Genomic DNA, 21,361 nt, shown 5'->3' with positions numbered 1-21,361 from the left:
ACTAACTGTCCGCGCGCCGCAACTCCAGCAAACGCCTGACGGCGCCCTCCGCTTTCCTGCGTTGGCGACACTCCCCACGAACTGCTGGAAAGTCGGAGCAGGCAGAGGGGCATTGCTGCCCGGGTCAGGAATAAAACAGGTGTGCCTTCCTCGCGCTGATTGCGCAGGCGGAGCCGGAGTCTGTCCGCGAACTGGCGTTCACGATGGGAGGCGCAATACCGGCTCGGTCGAGGACCTGGAAGACACGCGGGAAAGATGGGCTGGTTCACCTTGAAACGCGCTTCGGCCCGTCAAATGGCGTCGCGGGCCGCATTGCCCGCGATGTCCTTCCAGGAATGCTACGCGGGAACGATTCCGCTGTTCAGCGGACATTGGAGCAACGGACCCGGTGAGTAGTGAGCGATGAGCAGGCGCTAGAATAGCCGTCCTGGTAGCTGTAGCCGCCTGTGACGCATCGGCCTGACCCGCGGAAACAGGAAGCGTGATACCACAGGTGCGCGGTACAAGGATTGTGGGAGCAAAAGCAGATGACCGATGAACCAAGAGCGAAGATTGGTGCTGTCGCGGGCAAGCTCGTGCAGGAAGCGATGACGACCGGACTGACGTGGGAAGAGATCGTCGCCGCATTTGGCCTGGCCGCTAAAGCTGCGCAGGCGGCCGCGAGTGCGGGCGATGCGCCGGAAGATGAATGCGTTGCACGCGCGCGCAGCTGCTTCGAAGATGCCTTCGCGCAGGACGTCCACGTTGTGATTGCGGATGACGGTGCGGCAATGCGCGACGCCGAAGCCGACGAGAATCCGCTTTTGGCAACTGCCCGCCGCCGTCACATGTCCAGACTCCATTGAACGGCAGGCGAACTCCGCGCCGCGGATAGCCTGGCACACGCTGTTCAGTATGCCCAGGAAAACCCGCGAGAAAAATTCAGTCTCCGCCGTCCCCGGCAGCGTCAGATGATTGACCTCTCCGGTCAGCCCGGCGATGCAGGTCGGTGGCAAGTCGACCTGACATGGCGCATTTTTTTTTGCGTACCGGGACCCGGTCACCGCGATGCGCTTTGTGCGTCATGGCGCGAGGGGGGCCGGCGCGCTACTACCGGCTTATAGCAGGATCGCCTGCTGCAGCAGTTCCAGCGCTTTCAGTTCGTCCAGGCGACCCGTGCGTGCCTTGCCTGCCAGCGTCTTGATCAAGGCTTCCGCTATCGGCTCAATACCGTGAAGATTGTCCAGGCTCGTCACGGAAGCGAGCGCAAGCGCTGCCGGATTTCGCTGCGGTACGGCGGACGCCGCGAACGACTCTGGGGTTGCCGGTGTCGCTGCCGGGGCCCCGTCACGACCTTCTTCAGGCCGGTGACCGGTCACGTCGCCGGGAAAAACGTTCGCATGATCTTGCGGGCCGACAACGTTCGTCTCTTTTTCTGCGGCGACATCCGCCGAAGCAGTTGAGCTTTCTGGATCGCTCGCGCGCGTGCGCCGCGCACGCGTCTTCGTACCGGCGGCCTTCACTGGCACGTCGTTATTTGTTGCGGCCGCAACCGGTTCGTGTGGTTGACCGGACACGCGTGCGCGCGAAGCAGGCGCAAGCATCTGCGACACCGACGCTGGAATCTCGGCTTCGGAGCGCGGGGTGTCCAGCCAGCCAGCGGGCAAGCCAAGCCGTTCCGTGAACCGGTTGGCTTCGACAGTGTCCAGGCGCTTCTTGCCATGTAGCCGGTGGGCCATGTTGGAGCCACTCAACTCCATAACCACACCCAGTCTTGCTTTCGAGCCGGTGCGACTCGTGAGAACGTGGAGGTTCGCGCGCCGGATGTTTTCTACGTCGGCGCCATCGTTGAGTGCCAGTGACTGCTGCTGGGCCGTTTCAGGCGACGTGCCGTGTTTCGAACGCGAAGCCTTTCGCGGCGTACGGGCTTCGGGTTGTCCAGCCGCTCCGCCCGGACTGGTCTTCACGGCCCTGGGCGTACCGCTGGTTGCTTTCCTTAGCATTTGCGCTTCCTCGGACAAACGGTCTTCAAGAGAGGGTTGCGGGTCGACGGTCAGGACAGAAGCCGGCTTGAGTGCTTCGGACTCCGCGTCTGTTCCGTCGTCGGTTTGAATAAAGTCGAGTGGTGACTTCAGACGGGCGATGGTCTCCGTCGCGAGCCCGGGATTGGGCTGGTCAAAGAAGCCCTGCGGCAAACCAAGTGTGGTTTCCATATGAAAGGCGGTCTCAGGTGTGAATCTTTCGCCCTTCAGCAGTTCGGCCACGCGCGTCATGCTGGATTCAAGCGCGATGGCGATATTCTCTGCGCCTACCGTATCGACCAGAAACTGGAACGACCGTGTCTTGAAAATGGAGGCGGTCTGGGCGGAGTCCTGGGCAGGCGCCTTCACATACGGTTGTCTCGGCCGGTTGGGCTGAGACTTCTTTTCCTGGCGAGCCTGGCGTTGGCCGCTGTCGCGGGATCCCGCATATCGCCCGCGGGCTTGACTCATAAAGTACGGCTCCATGCGATCGTTGATATCCTGAATTTTTTCATTATAGATCTGGCGATGTTGGCATTTGATGCGTCAGTGTTGCCGCCAATGTCAAACTGAGCCAATTGCCGAACCACTGGGCAAACTACAGTACCGTCGGGGAGCGTGGCAGGCGGCGACGTCGCCACTGTGGAGAGAACAGTGCGCGCGAAGACGGACTAACGTCGCGGCGCTTCCCGGGCGTCGCAGAAAAGGCTCAGGGTATCGTCATCCTTGATCTTGACGTGCCATTCTCCAACGCAGTATTTGGCGTCGGAGAACTTCTCCCGCCATTGGTGCGAGAGCTTGCCGATCCAGACACGCGCTTGCGATGGCATCTGCGGCGAGGCGGCCATCTGCTGCAGCATCTGCAGATAACCGGGGTCTCCCCAGCGGGCGGTGGCTGCGACGTGCGCGTTCCAGACAAGTACCACCAGCTTGTATATCTCGCGCACCACAGCAATCGGCGTATCTTCCGTAATGGCCTCGGACAGAAGCGGCTCACCGAAGTCCAGAATCGTCTCGGAGATCTTGCGTTCGTCCTTGCCCGTGCTTGCTTTGTTCATCGTTTCGTTCCGTTGATGCGTTAGCGCAGTTCAGTGCCGGGTCGCCGGGCGCGTGGCGCCGGCGGACTTCCAGTCTAGTACCTCTGTCGCAGGCGGTGGCGATCAACAGCGCCTCTTTCTTGCCGCTGAGCTTGCGCTGCGTCCCCCAGGCTGAGCCTGACAATGCAAGTGAAGGGTGGGAGATCTAACTCGGGGCACGCATGCCTGCAAGTAGCTGTTCGCGCGTACGATGGTTGGCCTCGACGCGCATTTTTGTGTCGCCAATTGCCGGAGCGGTTCGGCCGTAGATGGCTGGAAAGAGCCCCTGGCTCACCGGCTCGCTTCTATGACGCGTTTCGTCACTGCCGCGTCCCTCGCAGTGCCCGACGGCCAAAATCTCCCAATATGCGGGACACCCCGAATTGCCGTGCTCCCGAACAGCCTTTTACCATGGACTCCCTCGCTGCATACCGCAGCCAGACACGCGACCGGTAATGCGCTGCAGAAAGCAGGCACATGGCCGGGCGGGCACCGCTTGCAGCCCGGTGGCCGATGCAATCCGATGCAGCACCTACTCATTCTTCCAGGAGGCAGGTATGCTCAGTCCCCACGAATTTGCGACATTGATGCTGGTCAAGGACTCCGCCGACCAGATTGCCGACCGCGACGAACTTGACGCACTGCTCGAACGTCAACTGGTTGCGATGGAGCAGCTTGCGGGCGGTGTCGTGCGGCCTCGCATGACGGAGAACGGGCACATCCTCCTTCGTACGCTCGCGCGAACTCACTGAGACGTCGGACCGTGTGAGCCGCTCGCGGCAACGATGCGGGTTCGAACGTCCGTCCAGATGCTTGTCGTGGCCCCTAGGATTTCCGGAATCCGATCGCGGAGATCACCATGTCCCACGAGTCCGAATGGATCAGGCTCGTGCTCCAGGAGGAATTCCCGTCTGACGTTGAATTCCTTGAAGGGAGCATACCGAACCATGTCGTTGTCGAATGGTAGGTGGTCGGGCCGGATGACGCACCGGGACGCAACACGCCCTTTGTCATCGTCATCGATCCGGCAGCCATCGATCGCCATGAAAGGAGCAACCCGCCGGCGCAGGCGAGGATTGCGTCGCGCATCCGCGAAATCGTGCAGGAGCGTGGCGTTCACTACCAACCTTCGGGTCCGGTCGACTTGGCCACACCATTCGTTGTCGAGATCGACGAGGGTGACCTCTGAGCGACACGTCCCGCACACGCACTGGCCGTTACGTGTGTCGGCGACGGCGCTGCCGGGAGCAGGACAAGCGAGGCCAGCGCGCCAGTCTCGTTCGCAATCTCAAAAATGCGAATGCCAAGCCGCCAACTGCCGCGCCTGCGAGAAGTCGGCGATCAGGTCGCCGATATCCTCGATGCCCGCTGACAGACGCCGCCTGCCGTCGGAAATACCCATCCCCTTGCACGTCTGCGGGCCGGCCTCGAAAAAGATCGTAGCTCGCTCGATTAAGGACTACGAAATTCACGGCCAGCGTCAAAGATTGTTTGCGAGGGAATCCAGCCATAGGCCATTTCAATTGCCACGTGGTGGTCGCTGCGGGTGTCTTCTCAGTCTGCGCCATCGTGACGGGGCGCGGGCCGGGCGTCAAAACCGGCGGACGATACCATTTCTTCTCTGGGCACTGATAAGCCATCCCAGTGCTCTGCAAAATCGATTGCCGTCACGATGTTGTAGTGTTTCTGCTAGCGACAGGCAGCCTTGCTGCGGATGTCAGAACTGAAGGAAGCCGGATCGCTTGAGTCAGACTCGGACTTGACCTCCTTCTCGTCGCTAAGGCGGCGACGCGGCGCGAAGACTGTGCGTTGTGACTGCCGAAATCATGGACCGGAGATGATGGAAACCGTCGCGTTTATCTCGACCGAGAACGGGGATGACTTGATCGTATCCTTTGCGGTCATCGACCCAGCGGATCCAACCGAGATCGAAGTATCCGCCCGAGAATCCCCATTATTGAGTGTGTGGCGCGGAAGGCGGACGATTCTCCCATTGCAACGACGGGAGAACATTCATGCAGGAAACGGAGAGGTTGTCTGGGGATGCAGCGGCGCACGCACTGCCCCGCAGAGAACGGCCCAATCGGAGTACACGTCCATGGCAGGAGCTCGTGGACGAGTATCGGGCGAGCGGCTTGTCGATCCTGGCGTATTGCAAACGCAGCGGGATTTCCCGTTCCTCGATGTCGAGGTATCTGGTGCGTGCGCGCGAAGCTGAGCGAAGCGGCGACACGCACGCCGCAAGTGCGACGGGCGCGATAGCGCAGGCCATGACAGGTTTTGTGCGCGTTGGGATCGTCGATGGCGGCGTTAACGCCACCGCCAACGGCAGCGCATGCGACGTACCGGAGTTGATTCTGGGCAACGGGATTCGGCTGCGACTTCCGGTGTATTCGATCGAGCCTTTGCTTCAGGCGATGATCGATCGTATTGGCGGGGGAACGCGATGATGATGCTCTCGACGGCAGTCAAGGTTTACATCGCGGCCGAGCCGATCGACATGCGCAAGTCAATCGATTCACTTTCGATGCTGGTGCGCCCGATGTTCGATCAGGACGCACTCAGTGGACACGTGTTCGTCTTCTATGGTCGGCGCAGGGACAAGATCAAGGTATTGGTTTACGACCGCACAGGTTTTTGGCTGATGTACAAGCGTTTCGAGAGCGGATCGCTCGCTGATCCCGCAGCGATCGCGCGGCGCGGAATCTCGCTTGCAGAACTGACGACATGGCTTGAAGGAATCGATGTCGGTGTGCGCCGGCGCGTGCATGCGGTGAACGCAACGGTGGTCGCATGAATCGTGAAGATATGCTCATGAGCGGGTCAATCGCGGCGATAATGCTGACCTATGCAACCGCTCAACGTCCCTGCCGCGAAACAACCCTTGCCGATGGCATTGGGGGCATGGAACCTGCCGGAGTTGCTCGGCGAGATTGCCGTGCGCGATGCGACGATCGAGCAGCAGCAGCGCGAGATCGAACGGCTGCGCGAACGAGTCGAGGGGCAAAGCGAGTTGCTGGCGAAGACGCAGCAGGTGCTGCTCGAGCTGCGGGCCAAACTGGCCAACGCGCGGCAGGAGATGTTCGGGGCGAGCCGCGAGCGCATGAGCGAGTGGCAACTGGATATCTTCGATCAGGAGCACGAAGCGCCACTGCCGCCACAGGAGCCGGATCTGTCGATTCCCGTGGAGGGGCACCGGCGCAAGCGCCGCAGCAAGGGCCGTCCGGCGCTGCCAGACGATCTTCCGCGCGAGCGCGTCGTGCATGCGATGCCGGAACAGGAACTGGCGCAGTACGACCAGGCGACGGTGATCGGCGAGACGCTCACGCGCACGCTCAAGTACACCCCGGCCCGGATTTCGGTCGTCGAGCATGCGTGCCTGCGCTATGCGCTGGTCAAGGACGGGGTCTCGACGGTGCGCGGCGTGACGTTCCAGGCGTCGCCGCTGATGAAGAGCAATGCAAGCCCGGAGCTGCTTGCGCGCATCATCGTGGCGCACTTCGACTCGGGCATGCCGTTTTACCGGCTGGAGGAAGAGTTCGCGATGCACGGGTTGCGGATTTCGCGCAACACGATGAGCGACTGGACGATCCGGCTCTCGAAGCTGATGCTGTGCCTGTACGAGGCGTTCAGGCGGCAATTGCTCAGCGCGCGGGTGATTTTCGGCGACGACACACCCTTTCCACAGTTGTGCAAACAACTGGAGCGCACCCGCACGGTGCGGCTGTGGGGCTATGCGAGTGCGGGAGCGGTGTTGCGCGATGCCCAGTGGGTGCCGGTTCCCAGGGTGGTGTACTACGACTACACGGCGAGCCGCGCTGGCTGTCATCCCATGGCGCTGCTGCGAAACTACCAGGGCTACCTGCAGGCCGACGATTACTCGGGCTGGGCGGCACTGTTCCGCGGTGGCAAGATCCAGCACGTAGCCTGTCATGCGCATGCACGCAGGATGTACTACAAGATTTACCGGCAGCTTCGCAAGGAGTCGCCCCAGACAGCCCGCGAGAGCGTGGCCGCGCAGGCGCTGGCGTGGATCCGCAAGCTCTACGACATCGAGCGCAAGCTGCGCGATGCCGATCCGTCAGAGCGAAGACGGGTGCGGCTGGAGGAATCGGTTCCGCTCTTGCGCGATTACCAGCTTTGGCTGCAGGCCCGGGCGGGCGAAGTCTTGCCCAAATCGGCTCTGGGCCGGGCAATCGCCTATACGCTGTCGAACTGGGAAGCGCTCACGCGCTACGTCGACGATGGCAACCTGGCGATGGACTCGAACCTCATCGAGCGCGCCATCCGCAGGGTCGCAATTTCTCGAAAGAACCATCTCTTTTTCGGCTCCGAGTCCGGGGGCAAGGCCGCAGCGGTGTTCTACAGCGTGCTGGCGACCTGCCGGGCGAACGATGTGAACCCGTACGACTATTTGGTCGACGTGCTCGGGCGGATTAACGACCACCCGGTTAACCGGATCGAGGAATTGGCCCCGTACAACTGGAAGCCCTCTGGAGCGGCCGGATCAACATCGAGCGTGGCCTCGACATCGTCCTTGCCGGTTGCGTGCCCGGCGACCCGCCACTGAACTGCGCGCGCATCAACGGAACGAAACGATGAACAAGACAAACGCGGGCAAGGCCGAGCGCAAGATCTCCGAGACGATTCTGGACTTCGGTGAACCGCTTCTGTCCGAGGCCATTACAGAAGACACGCCGATCGCCGTGGTGCGCGAGATATACAAATTGGTGGTGCTTGTCTGGAACGCGCATGTTGCAGCCACCCCTCGCTGGGGAGATCCTGGTCATCTGCAGATGCTGCAGCAGATCGCGGCCTCGCCGCAGATGCCATCGCAAGCGCGTGCCTGGATCGGCAAGCTCTCACACCGATGGCAGGAGAAGTTCTCCGACGCCAAATACTGTGTTGGAGAATGGCATGTCAAGATCAAGGATGACGACACCCTGAGCTTTTTCTGCGACGCCCGGGAAGCGCCGCGGCGGTAATCCGTCTTCGCGCGCACTGTTCTCCTAACAGTGTGCGATGTTGACGTGTATGCACGAATCGGCGCCGCCGCTAAACACTCTGCGCGACGGTACTGGAGTTTCCACGAAATCGGCCGCACTCTCTACCACGGGTATTCTCGGGCGGATACAGATCGAAAGCCTCACCCTTCTGCGCACGCCGAAATACGAACACCTGCTGGGCGATTGGGAGCGAGGAGTGAGCGTTTCGTTTGAACGGTACGTGGAAGACGATGAGGAATTGCTGGAAGCACTGCACCTTGACAGAAAATCGGCCGTAGTGCGTTTGACAACCAGTCTTCGGAATTATGAGCTGGATATTCGAAAGATCGACGAGAGAGAGGTGAAGGCAATGAAAAAGGTACTCACCCGGATGAACTATGACCGTCGGATTAGGTTGTTGGGTATCTAACTTTAAAGACGAGCCAGACCGTCAGTCCGCGCCGCTCGCGCAGCTCGCACACCGGGTCGGGCAGCCGCCGCATTGCTGTGCCGCCGCTCCCGCTGAGAACGAATCGCACGCCGCGATCGGTGCGGAGGGTGCACAGTAATGGGTATCCCTACCGCGATTAGACCAACGGCGATATGGCGGCCGCGATGAGTCGGCGGGAATGCTGACAGTCTGGGGGTACTGTCAAGATTCGTATCGCGAACAGGCGAATCCTGCGCATTAACGACAAAAGCAACACCCCTTGCAAGCGCCCAATGATCCTAGAGTTGGTGCGCGTCGGCGCCATCAATAATGGGCTCATCAGGATCCGGCTCGTCCTCATACCGCCAGAGGAATGCGTCTAGCGCTTTTTTGCGCTCCTCGCTATATTGCTCACCCGACTGGTGGATATATGAATTGAGCGCAGAATGTGTTGCTCTGCGCAATTTCGCTGCAATGTCGCGGATGAACTTGAGTCGTTGATCGAAATAGTCTGCTGTCACCACTAGCGAATCATAGTATGGCGTATACGATTTGTTTTCGAGTGCACTGGTTTGATTGGCATAAGCTAGAGTGATTGTGCCGCCGTGATGAACCAGCAAATTTCTGTCTCTCAAAATTTCTTCATATTCTTTTGCTTCGTCTTTCGAAAATGGGCTGATTTTAAGCAGCGCCATGAACAGCGCATTGATCTTTTGTGCTGTGCCAAAGTCGTACTTCTCAGAGACCAAAAATCCTAGTTTGACAATCCAATCATCACGAAAATTAAGTAGTCTCTCTGGATCGATCGATGTGTCGTGCCCACTTTTCCGAAGACCTTTCAGGAGCGTCGGCTCTATATTGATGATCGATGCAAAGTGGTCCTTGCAAAACGCTTCAAAATATGAAACCAATCCGATAAAACAGATCTCGTTCACACGACTTAGACCTCTCGCTGAACGATCGCATGCTTTGGCGAGCTCATCGAGCGCCATCTCGAAAGATAGCCCGCTAGGTACGCCGGTGGAAAAATAGTCTAGGCAAAGCGGTTCTGCGTTTTGGTTCATAGCAAGACGAAACGGACGATTAGTGATGTGAGACTGGCAAAGTACCGTGAATGCGACAGGCAGCTGGTGCAGGTACTTCACCAAACTAGTTACAAGATTGCCATTCTCCATTTGAACTGGACCGTACTCCGTGACCGTGTTCCTGCCCATTCGCGCGAAGATAGACACCGAGACGTTACGAACCCCAGCTTGGCCAGTCTTTTGGCACCAACGCCGGCGGATCCATCCACGGCTCTTCGATGAGCGCCTCCTGGAACCAGTCCTCAGCGAAGTTGGCGTGTTCCGTCACGATGAGCTGGAAGCCGGGTACGAGTACCTTGGTGTAGTTCAACAGCGTCTCGAAGAGCCGCTTGGCTGCAGCTAGGTCGACATCAACGGTTCGCACTCGCTTGGCATCGCCCGCGACCGACTCGTAGGCAGTCTGCGATGGGAAGTACACCTGCGTCGGCTGGTCCAGCATGAGAAACCGAGGGATCGGCACGTTGTTCTCCCAAGCGTACTGGTGCAGTGCAAGCAAAGCGGAGATGTGATACGCCAGCCAGTTCGCGCCGCCACCGGTGCGAATCATGGGAACGGGGTTGCCGGGCCGCTGAACCAGCACGGTGAGATTGCGCATATCCAGCCTGAACGGAAACTCCGAGAAGTAGGCTTTGAACTCGCGCACAAGCGCGCTCATCGCCGCCGAGATGTGCGTGATGACTGATTCCATCCGTGCGTCCGCGTCGTCGGAGCCGCTCTGTTGAGTGAGTTGATTCAACTTCGCCTGCAGCCGTTCGACCTTGAGCTTGAGCGTGCTGATCGTGTTGCTGGGCGTGAGACTCTCCAGATAGAAGCTGACGCGCCCTTGGATCTTGGCAGCCTGGGTGTTAGCGTCTTCTTGAGCGGCAGCCTTCTCTTCGGCAAGCACAGCAGCGTTGAGGTCGACCTCGATCCCGTAAATCTCTTCCCTCAGGCGACTAGCCTTGTCGGTGAGTCCGGCCAAGTGCTCGTCTAGCCGGGGACGCGCCCCACCGACGTTCTCGAGATCCCTATCCAAGCTGGACAGTTCCTCCAGCAAGGCTTGGGCGATCCCGTCCATGCGTGCGTCGGCTTCGCTGAGGAAGGGCCACTGCCATGCGCCGCTAGGGGAACGCGGCAGGGCGTTGATGGATTCCAGGCGCGAACGCTGCTCTTGCACCTCGGTCTGAAAGTCTGAGGCACCCTTGACGTACCGCTGCACGGCAGCGATTTGGTCCTGAACCTGCCGTCGTTCCGCGCGCAGTCTCGAACGACGGGCCTGCAGCTTGGCCATCTCGCTGTCTGCTAGAAGGGGAATCTGTCCGGGTCGCCATGCCAACACCTCCCGGAGCGAAGCCGCCAGTTCACTCCACGCATTGTTGGCAGCGGAGTTGCTGAACGGGATGCCAGCCGCCCGTGCCTCAGCTAGCAGCCCGAGGCCTCGCGTGTCCAGAGTATCTTCCGTCTCCTGAGCAACGCGTAGCTCCCTTTGTGCAATCTTCAACTCGCGTTGCGTGGCGCGCCGGTTAGCCTCAGCCTCCATGTCGCCCACATTGGAGATGCGGAACAGCACTGCGAAGGTGTCGCGAATGGCTTGAGGAAGGTGCTCTTCCGCCTGCCGGTAAAACAACAGCTCTTTGCTAGCAACCAGTCCCTGCTTTTGGAACAAGTAGAAAGTCGTGTGTTTTACGTTGATTGAGTAGCCCGTGCGGCTGCTCCGCTCTGGCACCGGCGTCTTGGCTTCCGGAATACCCAGAAGGGACGATAGAACCTCGTGGACAAGCTCGTCACCCCCGTTGTGCATTAGCGCTTCGAAGTCGGGCGTTCGAATCTCTCTGCCGCGCAAGACCATTGCCAGCGAGCACTGGACCTTCCCTGGTTTCGGGTTGGGCTTGGCGACGAACACCTGTTCGTGCAAAAATTGGAACGTCACCGCGAACCACGACACCCTCTCGCGGATGAACCCTTCCGCGATCTTGCAATTGTCTTCGCCCATGCAGTATTCGACGATGTCCGATAGCGACGACTTGCCTGTCGAAGCCAGGCCTGTGATGATATTTAGCCCCTCGGGTTTCAAGGTGAGGTCGCGCCTACGTCCGTCGTGGCTGTAGATGTGGATTGACGCAATCTTCATGGTCGGATGGACAAGCTTGCGTAGATCGTCACGCGGTCATTGATCTTGGCGAAGTCTCGCCCTAAGGCCGTGGCTGCGTTGCGGCACATCTCGGCGTCGTCGGTGCTAAGTGCCTGAGGGGAGACTCTTCTAGGGATAAGGTGGATGCCTCCGTCGTCGGAAACCTCTATACAGCCCTTGCTGGCGAGTAAAGCGAAGGCTTCGGTGGCGTACTGAACGAGTGACCTAGCCCGCTCAGCGAAGTCGACCAGGAGGTCAGGCTGGAGCGCGACGATTCGCAATACCGAGAGCTTCTTGCTGCCGAGAATTTCGTCGCGTGCTGCCTGATGCAGGCACAGCGGCAGTACGAGGAGCGTCAGCGAATAAGGCATCGGTCTTCCGGCGACCCGCTCGTACTCGCGAATTGCTGCGGCAAGGATCAGCGCGCAGAAAGCTGGATTGAAGAGGTTTCGCTCTTCAAATGGGCGTGTGGACCAATCAATCATGCTGGCACCTTCAAGGTGGCCTTTAGGTTCTCGAGGAACTTGGGATGCCAGTGGACTCGCGGATCGGGCTTCTCGTCCGCCAGAATGTGGAAGCTCCCACGACGTATGAAGTCCTCGGTGACCTGCCTCCGAATCTGAAGGCCCCTCGACTGGTTCTCTGCCCAGTCATACAGTCGCCTGCCGGCCTCTTGAAGCTGTTCTTCGTTGTCCGTTTCGCTAACCTTGACCCATGCCTTGGCACGCTTCCACTCCTCAACGAGGCGGCGTTCAAATTTCTTCATCTCTCCCCCGAACAGCACGTTCACCCTAGCCCAATGCGCACGCTGGGAGAACGCCCGGTAGAAGTCGAGAATGGCCAACTCGAGACTGTCCGTCGGCATGCCGATGGCACGCAACTGCTGGACGAACTGGCGCGGGTCCTTCAACGGGTCTATGCCCTCGGGCGGGTACTCATCGTCGAAGGTAATGGGCAGGCGTTCATCGTAGTACTCGCTGTTGATGCTGGCGAACTTCGCCCACACCTCTGCACCTGTGATGGGCTCGCGGTCGCCCTGAATGACTTCGATGGCCTGGTTCAGCCACCAGCCCTCCATCCGCTCCCGCACATCCACGCGGAATTTTTGGGCAACGGACCGCATGAGAGGCTCGAAAGCGGAGTCCAGCTCCTTGATGCGCAAAGAGCTGTCAGCGATCACGATGCGTTCAAAGAAGTCGCGTTGCTCATCACCAGACAACGAAGCGAGGGTAGCGTTCACCTCAGCACTGAGGTCGGCCTTCGAACCCTTGAGTTCAGCAATCAACTGCATTGCAAAGTCTGCCGGCTTCGGTGCAGAGCCTTCTTGGAAGTACTTCAGCATCGAGCTTGGACCGACGCGTGCGGTTGTCGCCATGCAATACGAATGCTCGCAAGCGAGCTTGCCGTCTCTGACGTAGCGATCGAGCCAGATTCGAACTGACTTCCAGAAATCGGTCGATAGCGTTCCAACAGTTTCGCCGGCCTGCTTGTGTTTCAGCGAGATGAGTGTCTTTCGGCCTTCGATGTCTCGGAGCTCGACATCGTCGTCCGCCTCAATAAGCAGCGACTGCCCCTCGTCCTGCTTCATCAGATGGGCGAGCGCGAAGCGAATCTGGTAGACGTAACCCAGCCCCTGCTCGCCGGCAGCGTATTTGTCGGTTTTCGTTGCCACTTGTCCCCCTGTTTTTACCCGCGGCGACGCCTACAGTCGTTAGAAGGCCTGCAGCCTCATGAATCTTCTTTGCGGAACGTGTGTGGCAGAATGTTACACGCTCGGGGCGACAAACAGTGTGAGACGGCGATGCGGGGGAAGCCGTGAATTCACGGCGTGCCCGTCAATGGCAGCAACCGCTGCTGAGCGGCCGTTAGCCAGATTTCCGGAAAGACTGCAACGGGTCCAGACTACGCATCCACGAGAAGTGATAGCGGACATTCGTGGCTTTGAAGCTCGAATGTCGGGAAAAAGACTCTCAGCCGCCTGAGGGGGTATATACGTGCTAATGGCGTCTTGCTGGACAAGTGCGAGTATCGCGGGCTCATGCCTCACACACGACTCATCCTCACGCAGAAGGGGGGCCGTTCGAACTGAATTTGAAGCGCCGCGTCAATTTCGAAGGCGAAGCTGTCGAGTAACCGGCCGCCGACAGCCTGCAGAGCTACGTGACGAGTCTGTACCGCGCCGCAGCCCTCCGTGCCGGATACAGCAGACAGTCGTGGGGGAGGACATTTGCGAGCCGCCTTGTCGCCCAGGGGCACTCGCTCGAGACTGTTCAGATCCTCTTTGGGCATTCGCACCTCGATCACATTGCGCCATATCTGGATGTATCGCAGCGAGAGCTCCGTGAAGCCGTCGCTGCAGTCAACCTGCGCGATTAAATGCATTTCGCATAAATTTTGGTCGAGCTCCTCGTTCGGATATACAGGTTTGGACAGAGATGCCGATAAAGAAGGGTTAGACAGAGGCACCAAAGCGGTCTTCGGACCGTGCCCGGCGGGACTTCTTGCGTTTCGCGATGAAGCAGTTGCGGATGACGTGAGACGAGCTCGCAGCACGTGTCAGCGCGGCTAGTGGAATCGGTACGCAGGTGACACGTCTGGGACAACGGGGAAACCGCCACATAGCCGCGCGTCAACTTGGGAATCAAAGAAGAACATCATGGACGATTGCATACGGATCGGGCCCGGCGTACTGTTCTCTGCTGTCGTCCTGAGGCCGAATGGGGACGTGAGTATCAGCGAACGGCCGCTCCATCTCCACATGTTCCGAGCGTGCACGCGCCTTCGCCCGTCGCTGGAGCAACCGTGCGAGGTTCACGTGACTGGGATGTGCGCAGCAGCGAGCAGATGACTTGCTCTAAAGGAGGCAAGGAAGAATTCATGGGCACCCTACGAACGAAAGCAAGCGAACCGGTCGAACGATTCGTCGAAGAGGCAATCTCGACCGGCCTGACATGGGACGAAGCCGTCGCCGTGTTCGGTCTCGCGGCGAAGGCATCGGCTCGGGCTGCGGCGGCGGCCGGCGAAGGCACGGAGGCTGAGTGCCTTGCACACGCCCGGAAGCGGTTTGAGGAAGCATTTGCGCAGCAAGTCCACGTGGTCGTGGCTGATGCCTCGGTGTCATCGCTTGACGCCGCGGCCGGCGACAACGTCCTGCTTACAACTGCCCACCGGCGGCCCGTACACAAACATCATTGAGTCGGAAAACATCCGTGCGCACTCTATTCATTGTCCTTCTCCTTGCCGTGGCTTTCGTGCTCGGCAAAGCGCTGGTACGGGTTGAAAACGAGCGGTATGCACTGTGGCTCGGGATGTGTCCGAACATGCGCGAGACTGTTGCGGCGATTGGTGCACAAAATCCGAGCGCTTTGAGTAAATGCACGGTGGAGACTCGGACCGCTTGGTGGTGGCACCTCTACTATGCGATCACGGACAAGGGCTGAGCCCAAGGAAAACAGAGTGCTGCGGATAAAGCGAGCAGCTTCGTGAGGTATTCCGATTGCATCAACCAATCGATACGGAGCACATTGGGAGATGAACACTTACCTCCTCACCTGGAACCCAAAGCGATGGAACTGGGACCTAGCCAGCGACCTTGCGATCCTTAAGGCGCATGGGTTCTTCGAAGATCGATGGAGTTGCGGACATACACGGCGCATAAAACCGGGAGATCGTCTCTTCCTTCTGCGCCAGGGAGTGGAACCGCGTGGCATCGTCGCCTCAGGTCAGGCGAAGTCATCCCCTCATGCCGACGCGCATTGGGATGTAGCTCGCGAGGACAAAGCGCTCTACGTTTATGTCCGCTTCGACACATTGCTCGATCCAACGAAAAATGAGATTTTGCCGCTGGATCAACTTCAAAATGGCCCATTGGCCGCCGTCAACTGGCGGACGCAATCGTCCGGCATCTCGATCGAACCAACGGCAGCATTGCAGCTAGAAGGCCTTTGGAGTGCGCACCTCCAAGCTCATGGTCAGGCACCGGCGATGACACCGGACGAAATCCTGACTCCCGCTCTGTATTTTGAAGGCGCGAGTCGCACCGTCAACGTCAACGCGTATGAGCGTGACCCTCGAGCACGCAAAGCCTGCATTGACCATTACGGAACGAAATGTAGTGTATGTGGCTTCGATTTTGCCGTGGTTTATGGGCCGCTGGGAAGGGGATATATTCACGTGCATCATGTGGTCCCGCTCTCAAGCATTGGGGAGCGCTACGCGATCGATCCGATTCGCGATCTCCGTCCCGTGTGTCCGAATTGTCACGCGATGTTGCATCGGGGCTCCGAAGTCCTTCCGATTGATGACCTGCGCGAAATGGTCAACAATGCGAGCGGACACTCGTAGCAGCGCGGCAACACCATCGCCGTTCAAATGAGCCTATGCGTCTGAGCGTCTTGAATATCGATACGGAAAGTGCAGCGACCCACCACAGAAATGACCATTCCGAGCTACGATCAATTCATCGAACCGATCCTTCGCTATCTTGAAGCTCGGCCTACCGGAGCTCCCGCTCGCGAAGCGTACGAAGCCGCAGCGCAAGCGCTGCAGATCTCCGACGCAGATCGCCAGGAGTTGTTGGCAAGCAGTTCGCAGCCAATCTACAAGAATCGCGCTGGCTGGGCACACGACAGGTTGAAGCGCGCGGGGCTATCCAGCAGTCCACGCCGCGGATATTGGCAGCTCACCGCTGAAGGTCTGGCGTACGCGCGGTCACACCCTGCGCCCCTGTCCTCAAGCGACGTCGAGAAACTTGCCCTTGCGTTTACAGACGTCCGGCTAAGGCCGACTCCAAACGGTGCTTCATTTGCATCGACTGTGGCAATCGCCCCTGCGTCCGCTTCGCCAACCGTGGCGAGTCCGGATGACCGTTTGGCCGAAGCGGTATTGGAGCTACGTCAAGCGGTCGCCGCTGAGCTTCTTGAAACGCTTGCTACCGTATCGCCATCCTACTTCGAAACCATCGTCCTCGATCTGCTTCACCGTATGGGCTACGGAGCGAGTCGGGCAGATCTGCAACGCGTTGGCGGTTCCGGCGATGGTGGAATTGACGGGGTTATTTCTCTCGACAGGCTCGGTCTTGAGAAGGTGTATGTCCAGGCCAAACGTTGGCAGCAAACTGTTGGCCGACCGGAAGTGCAAGCGTTTTACGGCGCACTCGCGGGACAGCGGGCGAATAAGGGTGTGTTCATCACGACGTCCGCGTATACCTCGCAAGCGATTGAGTTTGCCAAGTCGGTGGAGCGCGTGGTGCTCGTCGATGGAGTGAGGTTGGCGGAACTCATGATCGACTACGAGCTTGGCGTCTCGGTGCGGACAGTCAAGGTGCCGAAAGTAGACAGCGATTACTTTGATGAAGATTCAACCTGATGAGCTACGACAGAGCTACGCGCTTCGGCACGAAGCACGTTCAGGCAGTCGGGGCAGCCAATCCGGTAGGTGCGCACCGACGTGCACGCGTCGAATTTGGTCGGCACCATCTTGTAGCGGCTGCGCACGAGCAGCGAATCGTCGAGCAGCATGCGCGTTTGAGTGTGGCGTTCGTCGCCGCCGGCGACATGTTGAGCCGCACGGCCGCCGGGGCGTCATTTCGCGAACGCTCTCGGGCAGCCGACGATCCGCTTGGTGTAGATGGCGGTCTAAATCCGCGCAAATCTGGCGGTGTCACATAGAGGCGGCGTGACGGACAAGTAGGAAAACGCCGCAAAGCAGCTTGAACAGGAGAAAGCGAACTATGAGCTTAAGAGATGAACTTGGGATTGCTTCCGCCAATGAACTGCGCCACGTGCACTCGCGCACGAAAGGTACGATGGGTCAGACGGAAATCGGGTGGTTGGCTGTATAAGACGCCAGGTGTCAAAATGGAAACAGTGGTCGATCGACTCACAAGCGGGTTATTCGGGGCTGGAATGAATTTCATCGTGAACAGATTTACTGGACCGGGGCGCGTGGGCATTCAATCGATGTATGTCAACTACGAGACTACCGACAACTGAGTCCTGGCTTCGCATCGCACCGGGCGCATCGAATTCATTGTGCGTGTGGCCGAGGTAAGGGTCCTCAGAGTGGCGTCGAGCTAACAGAACGGAAAACACGATGCTGCGCTTCACCTACCCCTGTACGACGGTCGACGCTTGGAGCCGCATCATTGATGCGCTAGATTTTCACCGAATGGCTGGCGTTGTGCCGAGCGATCCAATATTGGATCGCTCGACGTGGAGGTTCGAAACGAGGATCCAACGACTGACCTCAGCGCAAGAAATGCTCTTGGCAATCAAGTTCTCCTGCGACAAAGATATTGCTGCGCTTTTGACATAGGAAAATTGATTTGAAGGAGAGGTACACGATGAGCGAGAGAAAGGTGACGTCAGTGGCCGAGTGGCTGGCCCTTCCCGAGATAGGCGTTCCGGCAATCTCAGTGGCATCAGAAACCGGATCGGTGTTCACCGTCTATAAGGTCGGCTTCCTCTATGTCGACGTGGCCGACTGTGATGCGGCAAAGGTTGACGCGCCATCCATCGGCCCTGGAAAGTGCGCGTTACCCACGATCACCGCAGATTGCGCAAACGAACGGACGTTGTGTCGTCTTCCGCTCGAACTAGCAGATTGGGCTTTCAGCTGCGTCGCTTTAGCGCAGCAAGGTATTCGACCGTTCCCGGCAAAGGTGGAGTTTGGTTGCCTCGACGGACGGATGTACGCTGAGACTATCTGACGGCGGAAACAAGGAGAATCGCGTGCGCTCGCCTTCGAGATGGAATGGACTGGCTGTACTCCTCGTGTTGACTCCCGTGTACGCGCAAACGAGCGTTGGCTGCGTCTCGGCGCAGCAACATGCGGCTACGGAGACTCGAATCGCAGCGTTGACTCAGAATATGGATATGGCTCAGTTGGGCCAAGATCTTGAGCAAGCTAGTGGCGACCAGCGAACGGCTCTCGATGCCGTAGAAGAATGCCAAAAGAACTCCACGTTTGGTATGGGATGTGGAAAAGAAATCGATGCGTACAACCTCGCGGAGGAGCGGTACAAAATTTCTGTGCAGCGGGTCGACATGTATCGCACGATGACCGCTGCTCAAGCCAACGCGCGCGCCTCGGAACCACCGGTTTGTCGATAGGAAGATTCTGGGAAAATAGCCATAACGGAAAACGGAAACCAGCCGGTCACGCCAGGCATAACGAGAAAACGAGGATGCCATGCCACTGAAAGATGTCCGCTCGACCTTTCTGCCGTACTGCGTGAAGCGCCAAGAGGATGGCCGATACGCAGTTTTGAATCGTGAATACAAGCCAGTCGGTTTTTGGACGAATGCGTTTGTCACGTACGCCGATCACCCCACTTTGGTGAAAATCAAGGGGCTAACAGCGGCTCGTGCCGCGAAGATCTCATACAAAGGCGATACCAACGTCGACACGATCTTCCTCTACAACGACGGTTGCGTACCCACGGACAGCACAGCTCATATGAATGCCTATCTGAGCCGCTTGGCCACATTGGCAAAGCTCGAAATCGATGGCGAACCGCCACGCGACTAGGAAAACAGGTGCGTAGGGAAGTCAATGAACAAGTTACTAACGACAAGACACCATGCGCTTATTCTGACACTGCTCTCGGTGGTGTCGGGCGCTGAAGCACAGAGCTTCTCGGGCGTGAATGACCCAATAGGGATAAGCAAGATTGTGCACTCCATCCCTGCCTATGAAGGCGACTTAGGGAGCAGACTCGCCGCCGGTAATATGAGCGTGGAGAGCATCGTTATTCACAAACTGACCAAGGAAGACGTTGCCGAAGATCCGATGCACGTTGCGCTCGGAGACGTCGAATATCAAATAACGACGAAGGGCGAGCCGCAAGCAGCTGGATGCAAGATCCTTGGGTCGCCAACGATCATCAAGCGCGGGCATCGCTATCTCGCTGAGGACCGAACCGGAATGTGGCTGCTAACGGGGAAATGCACAGTACCCAACTGATCAGGGATCAAGGAAAACAAAGAATGAGACTGCGTGGGAGTTGCCATGGGACTAGCTGAGATCGGTCTAGTCGTGGGCATGGGAAAAGATGTTTTGCTCGGGGTGGCAGGCATCGTCACGGCACTAGTTGCACGGAAAGGACTCAATAACTGGCTCCGCGAGCTTGGTGGAAGGACAAAGTTCGAGGCTGCACTAGCGCTAATGCGCGCATCGTATTCGCTTCGTGAGGCTCTTTTCAACTGCAGGGCTCCGCTCGTGGTCGCAGCTGAATTCCCCGCAGGGTACAAGCAAGCCGGCGTCAATCCATCGACGAAAGACGAAGTGAACGCTTGGAACCATGTTTTCAAGAATCGCTGGTCGCATGTCGCGACCGCTTTGAAAGAGTTCGATACTCGTAGTCTTGAAGCGGAAGCAATTTGGGGCTCCGAGGCGCGCGAAGCGACACAACTGCTGTCGCGATGCGTATCGATCCTGTATGCGGCGATCGAAAGCTATATGGACAACTGTGTAAGTGAAGGTGAAAATTTTCGTGTTGACCGTCAATTTTCGAGCAAGGTCAGATCTGAGGTCTTCGGAACTCGCACCTCATCCGATAACGAATTGACAAAGCAAATACTCACCGCCATACAAACGTTGGAAAATTTCTCCAGACCTCACTTGAGGCACGGCTAACTTACCGGCTGCGGCAAACATAACGGAAAATTTTATGTCTCATCAAACGCTTTGTCTGTACGTGGACAACTTGTGAGCAAACAATAGAGTTCGACACGAGACAAAATAGTTAGACACAAGACAATAAAGATTGACACAAACCGGTTGCATCCCGGTATCCTCCTGCCCTCTCATTCTACGGGGCAGGCATGCGGGCGCGGCGTTTCAGAACACAGCAGGACATCGAGCGGTATGTGGCCCAAGGCTTTGGGCAGGGCGTCGGTGTTGACTACAAACCGTGGCTTCGCGTCCAGGACGTACCGTCCCGCGGACGTTCGCGAAAGGTTCATGGACTCAAGGCTGGGCGCATTCACCACGTGCTCTCTGATCTTGAGTATCGCTATCTTGTAGCGCTTGAGTTTTCAGAGCGCGTCATCGACATTCGCGAGCAGTTCCCGATTCTTCCGGTTGAGTCGGTTCAGGATATCGCCAGACGACGGGGCATCCGCTATCCGCTTTATGCGGGGACAACCATGCCTTTCGTGATGACGACCGATTTCGTCGTCACCGTGAAATCAGATGACGGCACAGTTAGCGAATTCGCCCGGACCGTCAAATATGCGGACGAGCTGGCACCCAGCAACCGGCTTGCTCGCACACTCGAAAAGCTCGAACTCGAAAAAGCTTTCTGGGCGCAGCGCGGCGTCGACTGGAAGCTCGTCACCGAGACAAGCATGAGCGACGTGATGGCCAGCAATCTTATCTGGCTTCGCGGTTGCGCAGAAATTGCACGGGAATTGCGCGACGACACCCTGCAGGCCAGTTTTGTCGGGGGTATTGCAGACGCCGGCACGCACGACCGGACACTTTTGTCGCTGCTTCGCACCGTGAGTTATCGGCTGCGCATGCCTTATCCAGATGCCGTCAGTCTGTTCAGACATTTGGTCTGGCACAAGGTGCTTCTCGTCGATCTCGAAACGCCCATGAAAGTAACATCACCCGCGCCGCGGATACAAATCGCGTCAGACGGTCTGCTTCACCATAAGAGGGCAGCGTGAC

At 58.4% G+C, this 21,361-nt stretch carries 24 protein-coding genes and 1 pseudogene; 18 read left to right on the top strand and 7 right to left on the bottom strand.

From position 1 onward, the window contains the following. The first annotated feature begins 509 nt into the window (after positions 1 to 509). Positions 510 to 845, top strand: coding sequence for a hypothetical protein (locus PWP93_RS15085; RefSeq protein ID WP_421045102.1), 336 nt, complete (start codon positions 510 to 512; stop codon positions 843 to 845). Positions 846 to 1,097: 252 nt separating this feature from the next. On the opposite strand, the gene PWP93_RS15080 is transcribed toward PWP93_RS15085, so the two are convergent. Continuing rightward, complete coding sequence (locus tag PWP93_RS15080) at positions 1,098 to 2,471, bottom strand: hypothetical protein (RefSeq protein WP_421028976.1); 1,374 nt, start codon at positions 2,469 to 2,471, stop codon at positions 1,098 to 1,100. Between the two features lie 200 nt (positions 2,472 to 2,671). Further along, complete coding sequence (locus PWP93_RS15075; protein ID WP_421028977.1) at positions 2,672 to 3,058, bottom strand: hypothetical protein; 387 nt, start codon at positions 3,056 to 3,058, stop codon at positions 2,672 to 2,674. A 575-nt stretch (positions 3,059 to 3,633) separates the two neighbouring features. Here PWP93_RS15075 and PWP93_RS15070 point away from each other — a divergent pair. From PWP93_RS15070 to PWP93_RS15040, 7 genes are all read left to right on the top strand, one after another. Then, the gene (locus tag PWP93_RS15070) at positions 3,634 to 3,828 is read left to right on the top strand and encodes a hypothetical protein (RefSeq protein ID WP_421028978.1); all 195 of its coding nucleotides are present in this window, start codon (positions 3,634 to 3,636) and stop codon (positions 3,826 to 3,828) included. A 215-nt stretch (positions 3,829 to 4,043) separates the two neighbouring features. Beyond that, a complete protein-coding gene (locus PWP93_RS15065) occupies positions 4,044 to 4,265 on the top strand; it encodes a hypothetical protein (RefSeq protein ID WP_421028979.1) in 222 nt (73 codons plus the stop codon). 826 nt (positions 4,266 to 5,091) lie between these two features. Further along, complete coding sequence (tnpA, locus tag PWP93_RS15060) at positions 5,092 to 5,526, top strand: IS66 family insertion sequence element accessory protein TnpA (protein ID WP_421023126.1); 435 nt, start codon at positions 5,092 to 5,094, stop codon at positions 5,524 to 5,526. Next, positions 5,523 to 5,873 (top strand): IS66 family insertion sequence element accessory protein TnpB, encoded by a 351-nt coding sequence (tnpB, locus tag PWP93_RS15055; protein ID WP_421023125.1) that lies wholly within the window; start codon positions 5,523 to 5,525, stop codon positions 5,871 to 5,873. The genes tnpA and tnpB overlap by 4 nt, the downstream gene beginning before the upstream one ends. A gap of 51 nt (positions 5,874 to 5,924) precedes the next feature. Then, the gene (tnpC, locus tag PWP93_RS15050) at positions 5,925 to 7,646 is read left to right on the top strand and encodes an IS66 family transposase (protein WP_421023124.1); all 1,722 of its coding nucleotides are present in this window, start codon (positions 5,925 to 5,927) and stop codon (positions 7,644 to 7,646) included. A gap of 28 nt (positions 7,647 to 7,674) precedes the next feature. After that, positions 7,675 to 8,061 (top strand): hypothetical protein, encoded by a 387-nt coding sequence (locus PWP93_RS15045; RefSeq protein WP_421023123.1) that lies wholly within the window; start codon positions 7,675 to 7,677, stop codon positions 8,059 to 8,061. A 49-nt stretch (positions 8,062 to 8,110) separates the two neighbouring features. Continuing rightward, positions 8,111 to 8,491: a hypothetical protein gene (locus PWP93_RS15040; protein WP_421045101.1), complete on the top strand. Its 381-nt coding sequence runs from the start codon at positions 8,111 to 8,113 to the stop codon at positions 8,489 to 8,491. A 299-nt stretch (positions 8,492 to 8,790) separates the two neighbouring features. On the opposite strand, the gene PWP93_RS15035 is transcribed toward PWP93_RS15040, so the two are convergent. The 4 genes from PWP93_RS15035 to PWP93_RS15020 form a co-directional block, all read right to left on the bottom strand. Then, a complete protein-coding gene (locus PWP93_RS15035) occupies positions 8,791 to 9,666 on the bottom strand; it encodes a hypothetical protein (protein WP_421028981.1) in 876 nt (291 codons plus the stop codon). Positions 9,667 to 9,730: 64 nt separating this feature from the next. Next, complete coding sequence (locus tag PWP93_RS15030) at positions 9,731 to 11,686, bottom strand: DUF3732 domain-containing protein (RefSeq protein WP_421028982.1); 1,956 nt, start codon at positions 11,684 to 11,686, stop codon at positions 9,731 to 9,733. Then, entirely contained in the window at positions 11,683 to 12,171 is a 489-nt protein-coding gene (locus PWP93_RS15025) for a three component ABC system middle component (protein ID WP_421028983.1), read from the bottom strand. Before PWP93_RS15025 ends, PWP93_RS15030 begins: the two co-directional genes overlap by 4 nt. Continuing rightward, positions 12,168 to 13,358 carry an ABC-three component system protein gene (locus PWP93_RS15020; protein ID WP_421028984.1) on the bottom strand — a complete coding sequence of 397 codons (1,191 nt, stop codon included), beginning with the start codon at positions 13,356 to 13,358 and terminating at the stop codon, positions 12,168 to 12,170. Before PWP93_RS15020 ends, PWP93_RS15025 begins: the two co-directional genes overlap by 4 nt. A 1,205-nt stretch (positions 13,359 to 14,563) precedes the next feature. Here PWP93_RS15020 and PWP93_RS15015 point away from each other — a divergent pair. The 4 genes from PWP93_RS15015 (at position 14,564) to PWP93_RS15000 (ending at position 17,053) form a co-directional block, all read left to right on the top strand. Further along, positions 14,564 to 14,881 (top strand): hypothetical protein, encoded by a 318-nt coding sequence (locus tag PWP93_RS15015; protein ID WP_421042793.1) that lies wholly within the window; start codon positions 14,564 to 14,566, stop codon positions 14,879 to 14,881. 14 nt (positions 14,882 to 14,895) lie between these two features. Beyond that, a complete protein-coding gene (locus tag PWP93_RS15010) occupies positions 14,896 to 15,126 on the top strand; it encodes a hypothetical protein (RefSeq protein WP_421028986.1) in 231 nt (76 codons plus the stop codon). A gap of 91 nt (positions 15,127 to 15,217) precedes the next feature. Then, positions 15,218 to 16,030 (top strand): HNH endonuclease, encoded by an 813-nt coding sequence (locus PWP93_RS15005; RefSeq protein WP_421028987.1) that lies wholly within the window; start codon positions 15,218 to 15,220, stop codon positions 16,028 to 16,030. A 69-nt stretch (positions 16,031 to 16,099) separates the two neighbouring features. After that, positions 16,100 to 17,053, top strand: a complete 954-nt coding sequence (locus PWP93_RS15000; RefSeq protein ID WP_421028988.1) for a restriction endonuclease — start codon at positions 16,100 to 16,102, stop codon at positions 17,051 to 17,053. Positions 17,054 to 17,063: 10 nt separating this feature from the next. On the opposite strand, the pseudogene PWP93_RS14995 reads toward PWP93_RS15000, so the two are convergent. After that, positions 17,064 to 17,276, bottom strand: a pseudogene (locus PWP93_RS14995) (LysR family transcriptional regulator); the annotation flags it as partial. 503 nt (positions 17,277 to 17,779) lie between these two features. Here PWP93_RS14995 and PWP93_RS14990 point away from each other — a divergent pair. The 6 genes from PWP93_RS14990 to PWP93_RS14965 all read left to right on the top strand — a co-directional run bounded on the left by PWP93_RS14990 (position 17,780) and on the right by PWP93_RS14965 (position 21,360). Next, positions 17,780 to 18,001 carry a hypothetical protein gene (locus PWP93_RS14990; RefSeq protein ID WP_421028989.1) on the top strand — a complete coding sequence of 74 codons (222 nt, stop codon included), beginning with the start codon at positions 17,780 to 17,782 and terminating at the stop codon, positions 17,999 to 18,001. Between the two features lie 28 nt (positions 18,002 to 18,029). After that, a complete protein-coding gene (locus tag PWP93_RS14985; RefSeq protein WP_421028990.1) occupies positions 18,030 to 18,395 on the top strand; it encodes a hypothetical protein in 366 nt (121 codons plus the stop codon). 482 nt (positions 18,396 to 18,877) lie between these two features. Next, positions 18,878 to 19,216, top strand: a complete 339-nt coding sequence (locus PWP93_RS14980; RefSeq protein ID WP_421028991.1) for a hypothetical protein — start codon at positions 18,878 to 18,880, stop codon at positions 19,214 to 19,216. Between the two features lie 24 nt (positions 19,217 to 19,240). Then, positions 19,241 to 19,651: a hypothetical protein gene (locus tag PWP93_RS14975; RefSeq protein WP_421028992.1), complete on the top strand. Its 411-nt coding sequence runs from the start codon at positions 19,241 to 19,243 to the stop codon at positions 19,649 to 19,651. A 45-nt stretch (positions 19,652 to 19,696) separates the two neighbouring features. Beyond that, complete coding sequence (locus tag PWP93_RS14970) at positions 19,697 to 20,323, top strand: hypothetical protein (RefSeq protein WP_421028993.1); 627 nt, start codon at positions 19,697 to 19,699, stop codon at positions 20,321 to 20,323. A gap of 233 nt (positions 20,324 to 20,556) precedes the next feature. Continuing rightward, on the top strand, positions 20,557 to 21,360 hold the full coding sequence (locus tag PWP93_RS14965) for a TnsA endonuclease N-terminal domain-containing protein (RefSeq protein WP_421045100.1): 804 nt from the start codon (positions 20,557 to 20,559) through the stop codon (positions 21,358 to 21,360). Position 21,361 lies beyond the last annotated feature (1 nt).

The sequence above is a fragment of the Paraburkholderia sp. A1RI-2L genome (assembly GCF_048957375.1).
GTDB lineage: Bacteria > Pseudomonadota > Gammaproteobacteria > Burkholderiales > Burkholderiaceae > Paraburkholderia.
Note: the sequence above shows the minus strand (reverse complement) of the source record. Positions and strands in the feature narration are given on the sequence as shown.